Source organism: Mesorhizobium sp. PAMC28654, assembly GCF_020616515.1.
In the GTDB taxonomy this organism is placed as follows: domain Bacteria; phylum Pseudomonadota; class Alphaproteobacteria; order Rhizobiales; family Rhizobiaceae; genus Mesorhizobium.
Genome location: NZ_CP085135.1, coordinates 1,125,316 through 1,141,430, shown reverse-complemented (window position 1 = coordinate 1,141,430; position 16,115 = coordinate 1,125,316). Strand labels below are relative to the sequence as shown.

At 62.2% G+C, this 16,115-nt stretch carries 13 protein-coding genes and 3 pseudogenes; 13 read left to right on the top strand and 3 right to left on the bottom strand.

From position 1 onward, the window contains the following. Window positions 1–67: 67 nt before the first annotated feature. From LGH82_RS05785 to LGH82_RS05750, 8 genes and pseudogenes are all read left to right on the top strand, one after another. Window positions 68–2,359, top strand: a complete 2,292-nt coding sequence (locus LGH82_RS05785; protein ID WP_227347643.1) for a NosR/NirI family protein — start codon at window positions 68–70, stop codon at window positions 2,357–2,359. Next, entirely contained in the window at window positions 2,356–4,284 is a 1,929-nt protein-coding gene (gene nosZ, locus LGH82_RS05780; protein ID WP_227347642.1) for a TAT-dependent nitrous-oxide reductase, read from the top strand. The genes LGH82_RS05785 and nosZ overlap by 4 nt, the downstream gene beginning before the upstream one ends. Beyond that, a complete protein-coding gene (locus LGH82_RS05775) occupies window positions 4,281–5,555 on the top strand; it encodes a nitrous oxide reductase family maturation protein NosD (protein ID WP_227347641.1) in 1,275 nt (424 codons plus the stop codon). The genes nosZ and LGH82_RS05775 overlap by 4 nt, the downstream gene beginning before the upstream one ends. Beyond that, window positions 5,552–6,460 (top strand): ABC transporter ATP-binding protein, encoded by a 909-nt coding sequence (locus LGH82_RS05770; RefSeq protein WP_227347640.1) that lies wholly within the window; start codon window positions 5,552–5,554, stop codon window positions 6,458–6,460. Before LGH82_RS05775 ends, LGH82_RS05770 begins: the two co-directional genes overlap by 4 nt. Continuing rightward, a complete protein-coding gene (locus LGH82_RS05765; RefSeq protein WP_227347639.1) occupies window positions 6,457–7,287 on the top strand; it encodes an ABC transporter permease in 831 nt (276 codons plus the stop codon). The genes LGH82_RS05770 and LGH82_RS05765 overlap by 4 nt, the downstream gene beginning before the upstream one ends. Further along, complete coding sequence (locus tag LGH82_RS05760) at window positions 7,284–7,862, top strand: nitrous oxide reductase accessory protein NosL (RefSeq protein WP_227347638.1); 579 nt, start codon at window positions 7,284–7,286, stop codon at window positions 7,860–7,862. The genes LGH82_RS05765 and LGH82_RS05760 overlap by 4 nt, the downstream gene beginning before the upstream one ends. Then, a complete protein-coding gene (locus LGH82_RS05755; protein WP_227347637.1) occupies window positions 7,859–8,908 on the top strand; it encodes an FAD:protein FMN transferase in 1,050 nt (349 codons plus the stop codon). The genes LGH82_RS05760 and LGH82_RS05755 overlap by 4 nt, the downstream gene beginning before the upstream one ends. Window positions 8,909–8,989: 81 nt before the next feature. Further along, window positions 8,990–9,280 (top strand): annotated as a pseudogene (locus LGH82_RS05750) (cytochrome P450); the annotation flags it as partial. A 54-nt stretch (window positions 9,281–9,334) separates the two neighbouring features. Here LGH82_RS05750 and istB read toward each other — a convergent pair. Both istB and istA read right to left on the bottom strand, forming a co-directional pair. After that, complete coding sequence (gene istB / locus LGH82_RS05745) at window positions 9,335–10,228, bottom strand: IS21-like element helper ATPase IstB (RefSeq protein ID WP_227344001.1); 894 nt, start codon at window positions 10,226–10,228, stop codon at window positions 9,335–9,337. After that, window positions 10,225–11,696, bottom strand: a pseudogene (istA, locus tag LGH82_RS05740) (IS21 family transposase). Before istA ends, istB begins: the two are co-directional and overlap by 4 nt. Before the next feature lie 221 nt (window positions 11,697–11,917). On the opposite strand from istA, the pseudogene LGH82_RS05735 reads away from it, so the two are divergent. The 5 genes and pseudogenes from LGH82_RS05735 to LGH82_RS05710 form a co-directional block, all read left to right on the top strand. Further along, window positions 11,918–12,796, top strand: a pseudogene (locus LGH82_RS05735) (cytochrome P450); the annotation flags it as partial. Between the two features lie 543 nt (window positions 12,797–13,339). Beyond that, on the top strand, window positions 13,340–13,621 hold the full coding sequence (locus tag LGH82_RS05730; protein WP_227347636.1) for a DUF6455 family protein: 282 nt from the start codon (window positions 13,340–13,342) through the stop codon (window positions 13,619–13,621). A gap of 104 nt (window positions 13,622–13,725) precedes the next feature. Continuing rightward, window positions 13,726–14,205, top strand: a complete 480-nt coding sequence (locus tag LGH82_RS05725) for a hypothetical protein (RefSeq protein WP_227347635.1) — start codon at window positions 13,726–13,728, stop codon at window positions 14,203–14,205. After that, window positions 14,100–14,873: a DNA cytosine methyltransferase gene (locus tag LGH82_RS05720; RefSeq protein WP_227349498.1), complete on the top strand. Its 774-nt coding sequence runs from the start codon at window positions 14,100–14,102 to the stop codon at window positions 14,871–14,873. Before LGH82_RS05725 ends, LGH82_RS05720 begins: the two co-directional genes overlap by 106 nt. Beyond that, window positions 14,870–15,424 (top strand): transposase, encoded by a 555-nt coding sequence (locus LGH82_RS05710; RefSeq protein WP_413771426.1) that lies wholly within the window; start codon window positions 14,870–14,872, stop codon window positions 15,422–15,424. Before LGH82_RS05720 ends, LGH82_RS05710 begins: the two co-directional genes overlap by 4 nt. 181 nt (window positions 15,425–15,605) lie before the next feature. Here the strand turns inward: LGH82_RS05710 and LGH82_RS05705 are convergent, their stop codons facing one another. Further along, window positions 15,606–15,992 (bottom strand): DUF6522 family protein, encoded by a 387-nt coding sequence (locus LGH82_RS05705; protein WP_227347634.1) that lies wholly within the window; start codon window positions 15,990–15,992, stop codon window positions 15,606–15,608. Window positions 15,993–16,115 lie beyond the last annotated feature (123 nt).

Sequence of the window (16,115 nt, the reverse complement as noted above, 5' to 3'; positions counted from 1 at the left end):
GTCTAACGGTAGCGCGCGTCCGACCAAGCAAGCGATCGGGCTTTGGTGCAGACAGCTAGCGGCAGAAATGAAAACAGATTTCGAATTCAGATGGAGATCGGCGGGCCTGGGTTTCCTGGCTTCTTTCTTCCTCCTGCTTGTGCTCCTGCTGCCGCAGGCCGAGGCCAACGCGTCTGGGCGGCTAGGCGAGTTTCTCGGCAGGATCAAAGCATCTGACGTCGATCCCGCAGCCGACAGCTTCGGTGAGATCGACGGTAACCCGCCTGCGGCGAAGCTCCTCAAAGGCAGTCAGTTCGTCGGGTACGCCTTCCTTACGAACGATGTCGTCGATTCGACCGGCTATTCCGGCAAGCCGATCAACATCGTTGTCGGCATCGACCTCGACGGCAAGATCACCGGCGCAAAGCTCGTCGAGCATCACGAACCGATCGTTCTGGTCGGCATCCCTCAAGCCAAGATCGATCATTATATCAACGGTTTTGTCGGCCGCCGCGTCCTCGATCCGAGCGAGGCGAGCCGCATGCCGGTCGACATCGTCAGCGGCGCGACGGTCACGATGATGGTCATCGCCGACAGCATGACGCAGTCGGCGATCAAGATCGCGCGGTCGCGTGGCCTAGGCCCAGGCGCCGCGGAGGTCGCTTCTCAGCCGACCCACCGTACGATCGATCAGACCGGCAGCGCCGTCGAAACCTGGCAGGCTTTGCTTGGCGATGGATCGGTCCGCCAACTCGCGGTCACGAACAAGGAACTCGATGACCTGTTTCAGCGGACGGGCAATGCCGCGGCCATCGCCCGCCCGCAGGCAGGGGACCCGAATGCCCCCTTCGTCGACGTCTACATTGGGCTGGCAAGCGTGCCGTCAGTCGGGCGATCGCTGCTCGGCGACGCCGAATATGATCGCCTCCGCCAGGATCTGAAGCCCGGTCAGCAGGCGATCCTCGTCGCCGGCGACGGGACGTATTCCTTTCGTGGCTCCGGTTATGTGCGCGGCGGCATTTTCGATCGCATCGAGTTGATCCAGAGCGAGAGCAGCATTCGGTTCCGCGATCGCAACTATCGCCGGATTGGGGCGGTCGTTGCCGAAGGGGCGCCGGACTTTCCCGAAATCGGCGTCTTCGTCACGCCAGACGGTTCGAATCTCGATCCCGGCACGTCATGGCGATTCCAGCTCCTCGTGCAGCGGGCTACCGGTGCGCTCGACAAGGCATTTGTCACCACCGGGCTCGACTACCTGACCCCCGACAAGTTCCTGACCGCGCCTGTTGCGCCGCCAGTGGCGGTCGCCCCGGCGCAGGTCGCCACGCAACTGGTGGCAGCAGCGGACGACGAGCCGCCGCTCTGGCAACGGATGTGGCAGGCGCGCATGTTCGACATCGCCATCATGCTCGTCGCGATCGGCGTGCTCACCGGCATCTTCTTCTTCCAGGATATCCTCGTGAAATGGCCGCGTGCCTACGAACGCATCCGGCTGGGCTACCTTGCCTTCACGCTTCTCTGGCTCGGCTGGTACGAGCACGCGCAACTGTCGGTCGTGAATATCCTCACATTCTTCAACTCGCTGCGCGGCGACTTCCGGTGGGACTATTTCCTGCGCGACCCGCTGATCTTCATATTGTGGTCCGCGATCGCCGCTGCGCTGCTGTTCTGGGGCCGCGGCGCCTATTGCGGCTGGCTTTGCCCGTTCGGCGCGCTACAGGAGTGGACGAACCGGCTGGCACGCTGGGCTCACATTCCGCAAGTACGCGTGCCGTTCTGGCTCAATCAGCGGCTGTGGGCGTTCAAATACATTATCTTCCTTGGCTTGTTCGGCCTTTCCTTCGGTTCGCTCGGCCTCGCCGAGGAAGCGGCCGAGGTGGAGCCCTTCAAGACCGCCATCGTCCTGCATTTCGCGCGCGAGTGGTGGTTCGTCCTGTTCGCCGTCGGCTGCCTTGCGCCCGGCCTGTTCATCGAGCGCTTCTACTGCCGCTATCTTTGCCCACTCGGCGGCGCGTTGGCTATTCCCGCCCGTGTGCGCATGTTCGATTGGCTGAAGCGTTATAAGGAATGCGGGTCGCCTTGCCAGCGCTGCGCCAATGACTGTCCCGTCCAGGCGATCCATCCGGAAGGGACAATCAATCCCAACGAATGCATCCAGTGCCTCAACTGCCAAGTGCTCTACCACGACGACCAGCGCTGTCCGGTGGTGATCCAGAAGCGCATCAAGCGTGAGAAGTTCCTGGCTCTGCAGTCGCCGTCGATGGTGCCGGAGACCAAGCGCAAGCCGAGGGTCCTGGTGACCGTCAACGGTCGCGAACTCCCCGTGGAACGGAAGCCAGCGGCCAGCCAGGCCGCGTCAACAGAAGGAGAGAACCAATGAAAGATGATGACAAGTCTGCGGAAACTGAAACTGGAGTAAGCCGCCGCAAGCTTCTGACCGGAAGCGGCAAGGCTGCTATACTGGCCGGCCTGGCGAGCGCAGCCGGCGGCGGAGCGGTCGGCGTTGCCGGTTTCACCAGACCCGCCCATGCCAAGGAGGCGACCAGCGAGATCCGTCCCGGCGATCTCGACGAATATTACGGCTTCAGTTCGAGCGGCCAGTGCGGCGAGGTGCGCATTATCGGGCTGCCCTCCATGCGTGAAATCATGCGCATCCCGGTCTTCAACCGTTGCAGCGCAACGGGCTGGGGGATCACGAACGAGAGCCGGAAGGTCCTGACGGAAGGCCTGATGCCGACCACGCAGGCATTCCTTGCGACGCGCGGCGGCGTCTACCACAATGGCGATCTGCACCACCCGCACATGTCGTTCACGGACGGCACGTATGATGGGCGCTACCTGTTCGTCAACGACAAGGCCAACTGCCGCGTCGCTCGCATCCGTTGCGACGTGATGAAGTGCGACAAGATCATCGAGGTTCCGAACGCATCGGACATTCACGGGCTGCGCGTGCAGAAATATCCGCGGACCGGTTACGTGTTCGCCAACAGCGAGCACATCATCCCGATCCCGAACGACGGCAAGATCCTCGACGATCCCAAACAGTACTGGTCGGTCTTCACGGCGATCGACGGCGATACGATGAAGATCGCCTGGCAGGTGCTGGTCGACGGCAATCTCGACAACACCGATGCCGACTACCAGGGCAAGTACGCGTTCTCGACCTGCTACAACTCGGAGCGAGGCGTGACGCTCGCCGACATGACATCCGCGGACCGCGACTGGGTGGTGGTCTTCAATATCAAGCGCATCGAGGATGGGATCAAGAAAGGCGACTACAAGGAAATCAACGGCGTGCCCGTGGTGGACGGACGGCACGGTTCGCGCTACACGCGCTACGTCCCGGCCGGCAACAATCCGCATGGCTGCAACACGGCGCCCGACGGCATCCATGTCGCGATCGCCGGCAAGCTCTCGCCGACCGTCACGCTTCTCGACGTGCGCCGCTTCGACGACCTGTTCGACGACAAGATCCAGCCGCGCGACGTCGTGGTCGCCGAGCCCGAACTGGGCCTCGGACCGCTCCACACGGCATTCGACGGGAAAGGCAACGCGTACACCACGCTGTTCCTCGACAGCCAGGTCGTCAAGTGGAACATTGACAAGGCAATCCAGGCTTTTGGCGGCGCCAAGGTCGATCCGATCGTTCAGAAGATTGATGTTCACTATCAGCCAGGCCACAATCACACTTCGATGGGCGAAACCAAGGAGGCTGACGGCAAGTGGCTGGTGTCGCTCAACAAATTCTCCAAGGATCGCTTCCTGCCGGTGGGGCCGCTGCATCCGGAGAATGATCAGTTGATCGACATCTCGGGCGACGAGATGCGCCTGGTCCATGACGGGCCGAGCTTTGCGGAGCCGCACGACATCTGCCTGGTCCACCGCTCGAAGGTAAGGCCGGAGACCGTGTGGAAGCGCGACGACCCGATGTGGGAGGAAGCTCGGCAGCAGGCGGCGAAGGACGGCGTCAAGCTCGAGGAAGCCGCCGATGTCATTCGCGATGGCAACAAGGTGCGCGTCTACATGCACTCCGTCGCGCCGGCCTATAGCCTCGACAAATTCACGGTCAAGCAGGGTGACGAGGTCACCATCACCGTGACCAATATGGATGACGTCGAGGACTTGACCCACGGCTTCACCTTGGTGCGCCACGGGATCGCGATGGAGATCGGGCCACAGCAGACCGCGTCTGTGACCTTCGTCGCCGACCGTCCCGGCGTCCACTGGTACTACTGCCAGTGGTTCTGCCATGCCCTGCACATGGAAATGGCCGGGCGCATGATCGTGGAGCCGCGGCCGGCATGATCTGGTACCGGCATAAATGGAGCGCAGTTGCGGCGGCCCTCGTCGCCGCCTGCGCCTTCCTTCTCCCAGGGGCGGGGCGGGCAGAAACCGTCACCGTCCCCGCGGGGAGCGACGGTTTTCGGCAGGCGATCGCGGCATCGCATTCCGGCGACACGCTGAGGCTCGCCGCCGGCACGCACCAGGGTCCGATCCGGATCGACCACGCTCTCATCATCGAGGGCGAGCCAGGTGCCGTGATCGACGGGCAGGGCCGGGGCCGCGCCATCGACGTGGTTGCCCCGAACGTCGTCATGCGCGGCCTCACCATACGCAATTCGGGCATCGACGATCCCATGGACGCGGCGATCTTCCTCGAAGACAGCGCCGCAGGCGCTATCGTCGAGGACAGCCGGATCGAGAACAGCCTAGTCGGCGTCTATGTTCACGGCGCCGCCAACGCGATCGTGCGAAACAACCGCATCGTCGGGCGGACCGACCTCAGGATCAACGAGCGCGGCAACGGCGTCTACGTCTGGAACGCGCCGGGTGCGCAGGTGATCGGCAACTACATCACGGGCGGACGCGACGGCATCTTCACCAATGCCAGCCGCAACAACGTCTTCCGCGGCAACCGTATCGAGAACGTCCGCTTCGCCGTCCACTACATGTACACGAACGACAGCGAGGTCAGCGACAACGTCTCGCGCGGCAACCACGACGGCTACGTCATCATGTATTCGAGCCGCCTGGCGATTCGCCGCAACCTGTCGGAAGACGATGGCGATCACGGCCTCCTGCTCAACTACGCCAACGATGCGGACATCGAAGACAACGTGGTTCGGCGGAGCGACCAGTGCGTCTTCATCTACAACGCCAACAAGAACCTGTTCGCCGACAACTGGTTCGAGGATTGCGCCGTCGGCATCCACTTCACCGCGGGTTCCGAGCGCAACCGGATGACCGGAAACGCCTTTGTCCACAACCGCTCGCAGGTCGTCTACGTGGGCACCCGGTCGCTCGACTGGTCGGCGGACGGGCGCGGCAATTACTGGAGCGACAATCCAGCGTTCGATCTGAATGGCGACGGCATAGCCGACACCGCCTACCGGCCGAACGACATCTTCGACAAGGTCGTATGGACTTACCCGACGGCCAAACTTCTCATCAACAGCCCGGCCGTGCAGGTCATCCGCTGGGCTCAAGCGGAATTCCCCGCGCTCCATCCTGGCGGCGTCATCGACAGCGCGCCACTGATGGCGCCCATCCCGCCTGCGCTGGAGGTGAAGCCATGACCACGTCGCCGACGATATTCATGGAGGGTGTATCGAAGCGATACGGGGACACCTACGTCGTGCGCGACGTGGACCTCTCTGTCGCGCCCGGCGAGTGCGTTGCCATAGTTGGGCACAACGGAGCCGGCAAGAGCACGTTGGTGAAAATGGCCCTCGGCCTGCTCATCCCGACCACGGGGCGCGTCACGCTGCTTGGCGAGAGCCCAGCTGGGCGCCAGGCCATGGCATTCCGGCGCAGGATCGGTTTCCTGCCCGAGAACGTTGCCTTCTCTCCGGCCATGACCGGCCGCGAGGTGCTGCGTTTCTACGCCCGTCTCAAGCAAGTGCCGTTTGCGGTCGCCGACCTGCTCCTAGAGCGCGTGGGGCTCGCTGCCGCTGCGCGGCGCCGCGTCGGCACCTATTCGAAAGGCATGCGCCAGCGCCTCGGATTGGCGCAGGCTCTCCTCGGCGCGCCGCGCGTCCTCTTTCTCGACGAGCCGACGACCGGTCTCGACATCGAGTCGCGGCAAATGTTCTACGATGTCATGGCGGAGTTGCGCGACGCCGGGGCCACACTGCTGCTTTCCTCGCACGCACTCAGCGACATCGAACAGGCCGACCGCATCGCGGTCATGAAGTCCGGCCGCGTGGTCGCAGCAGGCGCGCTTCCGGAGCTCCGTCGCCTGGCGGATCTGCCGCTTCGGATACGGGTGCACGTCGCCGACGGGAATGTGGCACGGGAATTCGCCGCGCGGCGCACGGTGCAGTGGCTCGATGATGTTCGCTTCGAATTCACCTGCGCCGACGATGGCAAGATCGAGGCAATCCGCAGCGTGTCGCTGCTTGAGGGCGTCTGCGACATCGAAGTGATGCCACCCACATTGGTCGATCTTTGCGACGAGCTTACACGGGAGGCTGCGGAATGAATGCCATAGCGACAATTGCCGCCCGCGAGATACGCGACGGCCTCCGCAACCGCTGGGCCCTTGGCGCCGTCCTGCTGATGGCTGGCCTGGCGCTGACCCTCGCGTTTCTCGGCAGCGCTCCCACGGGTGTGGTCGGCGCAAGCCCACTCGAAGTCACGGTCGTCAGCCTGTCAAGCCTGACGATTTTCCTGGTCCCGCTGATCGCGCTTCTCCTTTCCCATGATGCAATCGTGGGCGAACGAGATCGCGGCACGCTGCTTCTCCTCCTTTCCTATCCGCTTTCGCGCTGGCAGATCCTGTTCGGCAAGTTCCTCGGGCACCTCTCGATCCTGACGGTCGCGACCGTGGTCGGCTACGGCGCCGCTGGAGCGGCTCTGGCGCTGGCGGCCGGCGAGTTCGACGCCGACAGTCTCGGCAGCTTCGCGCGGATGGTCGGCTCATCTATTCTGCTCGGCGCTGTCTTCGTCGCGCTCGGATACCTGATCAGCGCGACCGTGCGCGAGCGTGCCACCGCAGCGGGCCTTGCCGTCGGCATCTGGCTGGTTCTGGTCCTTCTCTACGACATGGCGCTCCTCGGCCTGCTGGTTGCGGATCAGGGCAGGACGATCAGCGCCGCCGGATTCAACTGGCTGCTCCTCCTCGATCCCGCGGACATCTTCCGGCTCCTCAACCTTGCCGGGCTATCGAAAACCAGCCTGTTCGCCGGGATGGCCGGCCTTGCGGAGCAGATGCAGTTCGGCCGCGCCGTGCTGCTCACGGCCCTGGCGGCCTGGGTGGCGGTTCCCCTGGCGCTGGCCGCCTTCGTCTTTTCAAGGAAAGAGCCATGATGCGTGTAAAGGTTGTCGGCGCGCTTGTCGCTGCTGTCCTCTCCATCCTGCTCGCGGGCTGCAGCCAGGACATCGCCGGCCAGCCCAAGCCGCCGCCGCAGGAGCCGACCGCTACCTCGGTCGCCTATTTCTGCTCTATGGGCCTGCTCGAACACGGCGGCCCGAAGGCGCAGGCCTTCCGTGCAGGCAAATCCGAGCCGCTTTGGTTCTCGTCCGTTCGCGACGCGGTCGCCTTTTCGATACTCCCCGGCGAGCCGAAGGACGTCGTCGCAATCTACGTCAATGACATGGCGAAGGCCAAGAACTGGGATCGCCCTGAGGCGGGAGCCTGGGTCGAGGCGCACGACGCCTGGTATGCTATCGGCAGCGACTACAACGCCGGCATGGGCGGCAAGGAAGCCGTGCCCTTCTCCGATGAAACGGCCGCCCGATCGTTCACGGCGGCGCACGGCGGAACCGTCCTGCGCTTCAATCAGATTCCGGAGAACTACATCCTGGAAAGCGACGAGGGCGACCACGTCGTAGATGCTTCGGCCGGCGACTCCACGCAACCCAAAACCGCGGTGAAGCAATGACAATCCTCAGCAACGGGTTAAACCCGGACGGCGCGTTGGCAGGCCGGATAACCCGACGCCGCTTCATCCGCGTCAGCGGTGCCGTGGCAGGCATGAGCCTTGCGGCGCTTGGGGCAGGTCTTGTGCGGCCGGGCCAGGGGTCGCCGCTGTTCCACGAGTGGCGCGGGGTCGCACTCGGCGCCGACGCCTCGCTGCGGCTCTACCATCCCGATGCCGCCGAAGCCGAGCGCCTGATCGCAGATGCGCTCGCCGAGGTGCACCGACTGGAGCGCGTGTTCAGCCTCTACGACAACACCTCCGCGCTTTCCCGGTTGAATAGCGATGGCGAGCTCGCCGATCCGCCGCAGGAACTCGTCGAGCTGCTGGCAGCGAGCGCGCGCTATGCTCGCGCGACCGGCGGCGCCTTCGATCCGACGGTGCAGCCGCTCTGGACGCTCTACGCGAATCATTTCGGTGTGGCCGACGCTGACCCGAATGGTCCGTCATCGACCGACATCGCAGACGCCGTGGCCAAATGCGGCTACCAGCGCGTGACCGTCGATGCCGGAAAAGTGGCGTTCGGGCAGTCCGGCATGGCCTTGACCCTGAACGGCATCGCGCAAGGCTACATTACCGATCGCGTCGCCGAGCTACTGCGCGCCCGTGGAGTCACGCACACTTTGGTCGATATGGGAGAGACGCGTGCGCTCGACGCTTATCCGGCGGGACGGCCCTGGTCGGTCGGGATAAAGAATCCGCGCGCGGAGGACCGCCTCATTGCGACGATTGCCCTCGACAACCAGGCCATCTCCACGTCAGGCGGCTACGGCACAGAATTCGACACAGCAGGGAGATTCAATCACATCTTCGATGCCGCGACGGGTCTGTGCGCGAACCGCTATCTCAGCGTCTCGGTTATTGCACCGACCGCTACCTGCGCGGACGCGCTTTCGACCGCCTTTTCCGTTATGCCCGTAGACCGCGCCGTTTCCGCGCTCAAGGCTCTCGGAGCAACGAGGGCCTGTTTTGTTTTGGCGGACGGGTCGATGGTAGACCACAGCGCCTGACATTTGCCACGTAGGGCTGGGCTATGCGCATGCGCGTTCCCGCCTTTGCTGGTGCGGTGCAGGGAATTTCAGGGAATTGCCATGAAATCGACGCCAGACAAGCCGCAACCGGATTGGGATCCCCGATCCGATCAGGTCCTTTCCAACCAGATCAAAGCCTATGACGCCATGCGTCGCCGCTGCCCGGTGGCGTATAGCGACTATCTCGGCTGGTCGCTGTTCCGACATGAGGACGTGGTGCAGGCACTGGATGATCACCGCACGTTCAGCAGCGTCGTTTCCAGTCATCTGTCAGTGCCAAGCGGCATGGACCCGCCCCAGCATACGGCATACCGACCGCTAATCGAGAGCCATTTCGAGTCCGAGCGCGTGGCAGTATAGCGCGACGATCTGGATGAGACGTGAGCGGCGATCTGGATGAGATTCTCAGGTCGCGGTCACGTGCAAATTATCATGCTGATTGTCGCTGGCAAGGCCTTCATCTATTTCTGATTGCCGCTCCGCGACAAGTTCGTGTTTGTTCTTGATTGTCGCGTAAGAGGCTGGCCTGCCGCGCTGGCGTTTGGCTTCCATGGCGGATCTGCGCCGGTAGCTTTCGACGTTCATCTCGAAGATCGTTGCGTGGTGAACAAGTCGGTCCACTGCGGCGAGGGTCATGGCGGGGTCCGGAAAGATTCTGTTCCATTCTCCGAAGGGCTGATTGGCGGTGATCATGATGGAACGCCGCTCATATCTTGCGCAGATGAGTTCGAAGAGCACGCTCGTTTCGGCCTGGTCCTTGGTGACGTAGGCCAGATCGTCGAGGATGAGCAGATCGAACTTGTCGAGCTTGGCGATGGCGGCTTCGAGCTGCAGCTCTCGCCGCGCGATCTGGAGCTTCTGCACGAGATCGGTGGTTCGGGCGAACTGCACGCGCCAGCCGTTCTCAATGAGGGCGAGTCCGATCGCTGCCGCAAGATGCGACTTTCCGCCACCGGGTGGGCCGAACAACAGGATATTGGCGCCCTTGGCGAGCCAGCTGTCACCGGCGGTCATGGCCATGACCTGGGCCTTGGAGACCATGGGTACGGCGTCGAAGGCGAAGCTGTCGAGCGTCTTTCCGGGCGGCAGATGCGCTTCGGCCAGATGCCGTTCGATCCTGCGATGTGCCCGTTCGGCCAGCTCATGCTCGGCGATGGCCGAGAGGAACCGGGCGGCGGGCCACCCCTCTCTATCGGCCTGCTCGGCAAATTGCGCCCAGAGCGTCTTGATCGTCGGTAGCCGGAGTTCGTTGAGCATGATGCCGAGGCGGGCTTCGTCGATGGTGTGGGCGTTGCTCATGCGACGTCTCCCACATGGGTTGCCCCGATCAGGGCTTCATAGCCGTTAAGGGAAGCGAGTTGCACCAAGACGGTCGGCAGCCGTGCGGGGTCCGGGCCGAGGAGGGTTCGCAAGACGGCAATATCGGGCAGGTCGCCGGCGTCGAGGGTCTCGGTGAGTTGCTCGGCAAGCTCACGCTCGCAGCCTCGATCGTGGGCCAGCGCCAGCAGATCGACCATGATCTTGCACGCCTGCCTGTCCGGCAGCCGCTCAATGAGCTCGTCGAAGGCCCTGCGGTATTCCTGCCGCGGGAAGAGCTTGTCACGATAGACGAGATTAAGAAGCGCCATCGGCTTTTTGCGCAGGGAATGGATGACGTGCCGATAGTTGACGACCTGATCGTGCCTCCCGTCGGCATGGCCTCGGCCCCTGGGCAGCGTCATCAGCTTTGTTCCTCCCATAAAGACCTCGAGGCGATCATCGAACAGGCGGATGCGAAGCCGATGTCCGATCAGGCGGGAGGGAACGGTGTAGAAGACCTTGCGCAAGGTGAAGCCGCCGGTCCGCGACACGGTGACGACCACCTCCTCGAAGTCGCTGGTCCGCTGGTCTGGAAGTTCCTGCAGTTGAGGGCGTTCGGCATCGATGCGCTTGCCATGATTGGCGTTGTGCCGGCTGACGATCTCGTCGATGAAGGCTCGATACGCGCCGAGATCGTCGAAATTTCTGCTGCCGCGCATCAGAAGGGCGTCACGGATGGCATCCTTGAGATGGCCATGGCTGCTTTCGATCGAACCGTTCTCGTGCGCGATGCCCTTGTTGTTGCGGGTCGGCGTCATGCGGTAGTGCGCGCAAAGCTCTTCGTAGCGATGCGTGAGATCCTCCTTCGCATCGGCGCTGAGGTTGCGGAAAGCCGCCGACAGGCTGTCGCTGCGATGATAGAGCGGCGCTCCCCCAAGCGACCACAGCGCGTTCTGCAGTCCTTCGGCCAGGGCCACGAAGCTCTCGCCGCCGAGAATGACATGGGTGTGTTCAAAGCCGGACCAGGCGAGCCGGAAGTGGTAGAGTAGATGATCAAGAGACTGGCCGGCGATCGACACGTCAAGGCTGCCCATGTCGGTAAAATCCGATAGCCCGAGTCGGCCGGGTTCGTGAAGCTGGCGGAAGATAACCTCCTGCTCTTCGCCGTGGATGGCACGCCATGACCGGATGCGCCGCTCCAGCGTTCGGCGAATGCCCGCGCTCAGTTCCGGGTGCCGCCGCAGCATCTCCTCATAGATGGCGACAACACGGATGCCTGGCGCCGCCTTCAAAAGGGGACGACCTCGGCATCGAAGATATGCTCGAGAGGGTCAGGCCTCCGCCGGCCACGAGCCTTTTGCTTTTGCGATGGCAGGTGCGCGTCCGTCTTGATGCGATAGGCCGTCGCCCTGCTGATCGACGCCTTGGCGGCGGCGACCTCGATAGAATTGTTTTGTCGGTACTTCATAAAAAGCCTCGTCTGATGATCGGTTACATGGCGACCCGGCACAAAGATGGTTCTCCATTCCAGAAAACCACCAAGCTACCGGGCCGACCGCGATCATAAGACGCTGAAAAATTGCGCGGCGGCGGGGGTGTAACTCCGGTCGGGCTACGCCCTCCCTTCGTCACACCCCCGCCGCCGAGTCTCATCCTGATTGACGCTGAGTCTCACCTTGTTTGTCGCCGCGCATGGCAGGTTTCGAACCGCTTTGCCGGACGATCTCAGCCAATCTCGTCTCCGGCTTGCAAAGGGGCGTGGAAATCGATCTGGTGACGCAGCTTGCCCAGCTATTCGCAGTGCATATCCAGTGCGCCTTTCTCGGCTGGCCTGCAAGTCTGCATGAGCCGTTGCTTCTGTGGGTCCGCAAGAACCATGAGGCCACCTTGGCCAGAGACACGAATGCAATGTCTGCCATCGCGCTCGAGTTCGACAGCTATATCAGCGCATTACTGGAAGCGCGTCGTGAGGCCGGTGCGGCCGCGCCAGATGACATCACAACGAATTTGCTCCGGCAAAAGATCGGGGACAGGCCGCTGAACCACGAGGAGATCGTAAGCATCCTGCGTAATTGGACCGTCGGCGAACTCGGCACGATAACCGCCTGTGTGGGGATTCTGGGCCACTATGTTGCGGAAAACCTGCAGGTTCAGCAGCAGCTTCGAGAGAATTTGCACGTGCTGCCCGCCGCCATCGACGAGATATTGCGGATACACGCACCGCTCATTTCCAACCGGCGGGTGACGACCAGGCCGGTGGAGATCGGCGGACGCTGGATTGCAGCCGGCGAGCGGGTCACTCTCATGTGGGCGTCGGCCGATCGCGACGAAGCGGTCTTTGGCAACTCCGACAAATTCCGCCTCGATCGTGATGCTACTCAAAATCTCCTCTACGGCGGCGGCATCCATGTCTGTCCGGGCGCGCTTCTGGCCCGACTGGAACTACGCGTCGTCATGGAGGAATTGCTGAGACCGACCCAGCAAATCGCGCTGGTGCCCGGTCGGCAGCCCGCAATCGCGAGCTATCCGGCCAGCGGGTTTTCCATGCTGCCCGTGCAAATATCGTAGTTCCAATTCGCCGAGCTTTGCAAACAGGCCCACCGCGAAACCCGAGACCGAAAGCCCTTTGATGGCGCATCGGCCGGTCTGGTGTGATTCGCGTCCACCGCTGACATCCCCTCCGCTTCCGGCCATCCGCTCTCCTCGCAAGCCATTTGATTATACGGTGGGTCTCAAACGACCAGATCCCAACAGCGCGGCTCGCCTCGCGACGGACGACCGCTCGTACAGCCTCACTCCAAAGGCGAAGGATAGATCCGTCGTATTGTTCGGGTAGCTTGCGGTGCTCGCTCGGCCACTTCGAACAGACCCGTCCGCCTGGCCAGCGAGTCCAGCGGCAATGTCAGCGGCCGAGTTGAGGGGACGAAAAATGGCGGCACAAGGCGCCGTGCAAACGCCAGCAAACTATCGCGTTTTCTACCGCCATCCGAGAGGTGCGAAACGCGTTGGGCATCGGCTCTCGCTGGCGCGACGACGCGACACATCGAGCCGCAGGATCTTCATGGATAGAGTACTACGGACAGGTGGTCGCTCTGGAAAACGGAGATAGTCATGCAGTCTGGGCAACGACAGTGGTCGCAGGTTGAGAGGGTCTGGCGGCAATTCGAGCTTATGGACCTCGTCATGGCGCGGATTGAAGTCGATCCGCTCGTCGCGGCCCGCAAATGCAGAGGAAAGGCGATGGCGAATGCACGAAACGCCTGCCTTGGATGCGCTTTCCAGCGCGAATGCGGCGATTGGCTGGAGCGCGACAGCGATCTTGCCGGGCTCGCCGAATTCTGCGCGAACGTCGGGTTCTTCAGGGAAAGCATACTAGGCGGGCAGTCGGCCTGACCGCGGTCTTTGCGGCAAACGTAGCAAAAGCGCTAATTCGCCGGCAACTGGATCACCGAGCATATCTCGATATATCGGCAGAACGCATTGGCACACGCGACTATTTGATCGGCAAGCGCGCTTCGCTAATGCACCAAGCTAGCGATTGCCTTGTGCGCTTCGGGGAGCTTTTTGATACAACAACGCTGCCGGCTCCTTGGGAATACAATTACCAGGGCAATTCCGACGAGGCTGTTTGGCTTGCTCGGGCGCACGACGGCCTGAAGAGCCTGGCCATCGGAGAATTCCAGTCGGTCGATCCCGACAGCGGCAACCCATACGATACCAGCCATGATTTTCTCGACCGCGCTGTGGTGGAAAGCGTGATCTGGCTCTTCAACGACAACGGCATTTCGAAAGAGCAGTTGAAGCATAGGAAATTGCCTGCCGCAGCCGCAAAAACGGTGACCGACCTGACCCTCCCTATCGGCTCAGCTCGATTGAGATCTGTGCTGGTGCGGGAGGCCAAGCGTTCGGGCTCCACGCCGCGGGTTTCGACGCCGTCTGCATCTACGAGCAAAACAAGAATGCGGTCGCCACCCTGAAAGCCAACCGCGCGCTCGGTCCGGTCCGGCAGGGCGACATTGCAAATGTGGATTTTACTGCATATCGCGGAAAAATCGATCTGGTCGCAGGCGGGGTCCCATGCCAGCCTCACTCGAGCATGGGCTTGCAGAAGGGCCATGCGGATGAGCGCGACCTCTTTATGTATGGAAGCAGTGCGGATTGTCGGCGAGATCGAGCCAAAAGTTTTTTCTTTGAAAACGTCGAGGGGTTCGGATTCCGGGCAAACTCGAACTATCGAGCGGAACTTAACCGGAAATTCAAGAAACTTGGCTACGACACGCAGGTATTCAGCTTCTTTGGCAGCCGCAGCGACTACGGATTGGCTCAAAATCGGCCGAGGGTAGCGTTTGTCGGATTTCGGGATGTTCCGATTAGCCGCTTCCGCATGCCGCCCAAATTCCCGGAATGGAGAACCACAGTTGGCGAAGCTCTAATCGATCTCGTGGCCGCTAACGGATGGGACGGCGCCGAAGATTGGGCAAGGAACAAGGCAAACATCGGAGGTTCTGAACAATTCGGCAGGCTGGCGTTCAGCGCCAATTTGCGAAAGCAGGCCTGGATTGAGCTCGGGATCGATCCTTTGGGAATCGCAAAGAGCGCCCCATCCGCAGATCATCCGAAGGGAAGCTGTTCCAATTCACGATGAAAATGGGCGCTCGGCTTCAAGGTTTTCCTGATGACTGGGTATTCTGCGGCACGCAACACCCGCAAAAACGTCAAATTGGCAACGCCTTGCCACCAGTCATGGCGCGGGCGGTCGGCCTGGCAATCTACAGTGCCCTCACCGGAGCGATGGGCCTCGACATCCGCTTCGTCGTCACCAATCTCGACAAAGGCTCCGCCGAGCACATCTACGACGTGATCTACTGCGCCCGCGGCCAGGCCGAAAACCTGATCAAGATGCACAAGAGCCAGCTCGCCTCCGACCGCACCTCCTGCCGCTCACCGATTGCCAACCAGGTCCGTCTCGTCCTGCACACCGCCGCATACTGGTTGATGCTCACCCTGCGCGAGGCGGTGCCCACGACCCATCATCTGCGCAACGCCGAGTTCGCTACGCTGCGGCTCAGGCTGCTCAAGCTCGGCGCCCGCGTCATCGAAACCGTCTCTCGCATCCGCCTGGCCTTCGCCGCCGCCTGTCCCGAGGCAAGTCTGTTCCGGGCGATCGCCAGCAATCTGCTACCGGAAGGACCATGACCGCCGGGGCAGCAGGCCCCGCCGAACCACACAACTTCCACCCTCCAGCGCGTTCACAAGTCCAGACACAGCCGCGGTGAAAAAGACGCCGCGCCGCCACCTGTCCACCGCTCAGCGGCAAACAAACCAAGATGTGTCATGAATAAGACGGGCTAATATATCGATGCGCCCATCTGAGCACTCAGTTCCGGCTAACCTCGTCCCAAGTTTGGGTAGCAATTCGATCGCCGCCAACCGGCAGACCAGTTGATGCATTCGTCGTCGATTGCCCCAAATCGTGCCGAGCAGAGTTCAGGTCCGCTTCCGCCGGAATCTTCGGCGCCGCCATGATCAAATCTTGGCTGATGATCTCGCCTTCGTGGCCGACAATCATCGTCAACTCTCGATCATGATGACGGAAGGATAGGCGGTATCTGCCCTCGTCTTCGCCAATCCCACGCTCAACCCGGCCCTTGATGCCGCCGCACTGCATCTGCCTCATGAAATACTCGACAGCGAACTTCATCGCTTGAGCGGCCACCGCGGCATCGATCTCAGGCGCGCCATCTGCCCATCTCACCGAAATCATCTAAACCTCCAGAAGGGATCCCCGCCAGACCTTTGTCCGGCATGTTGTCGCAAGCCTTCCGATTCGAGCAACTGATCACCATCCAGCTCCATCGCCAAAGGAGACTTTGGTCATCACAGTTCT

Bases quoted from the DNA above. Each gene is read 5' to 3' on its own strand.
- LGH82_RS05785 (WP_227347643.1), top strand. From the start codon at position 68: ATGAAAACAGATTTCGAATTCAGATGGAGATCGGCGGGCCTGGGTTTC.
- LGH82_RS05770 (WP_227347640.1), top strand. From the start codon at position 5,552: ATGACCACGTCGCCGACGATATTCATGGAGGGTGTATCGAAGCGATAC.
- LGH82_RS05710 (WP_413771426.1), top strand. From the start codon at position 14,870: ATGAAAATGGGCGCTCGGCTTCAAGGTTTTCCTGATGACTGGGTATTC.
- nosZ (WP_227347642.1), top strand. From the start codon at position 2,356: ATGAAAGATGATGACAAGTCTGCGGAAACTGAAACTGGAGTAAGCCGC.
- istB (WP_227344001.1), bottom strand. From the start codon at position 10,228: ATGAGCAACGCCCACACCATCGACGAAGCCCGCCTCGGCATCATGCTC.
- LGH82_RS05705 (WP_227347634.1), bottom strand. From the start codon at position 15,992: ATGATTTCGGTGAGATGGGCAGATGGCGCGCCTGAGATCGATGCCGCG.
- LGH82_RS05765 (WP_227347639.1), top strand. From the start codon at position 6,457: ATGAATGCCATAGCGACAATTGCCGCCCGCGAGATACGCGACGGCCTC.
- LGH82_RS05755 (WP_227347637.1), top strand. From the start codon at position 7,859: ATGACAATCCTCAGCAACGGGTTAAACCCGGACGGCGCGTTGGCAGGC.
- LGH82_RS05730 (WP_227347636.1), top strand. From the start codon at position 13,340: ATGCAGTCTGGGCAACGACAGTGGTCGCAGGTTGAGAGGGTCTGGCGG.
- LGH82_RS05760 (WP_227347638.1), top strand. From the start codon at position 7,284: ATGATGCGTGTAAAGGTTGTCGGCGCGCTTGTCGCTGCTGTCCTCTCC.
- LGH82_RS05775 (WP_227347641.1), top strand. From the start codon at position 4,281: ATGATCTGGTACCGGCATAAATGGAGCGCAGTTGCGGCGGCCCTCGTC.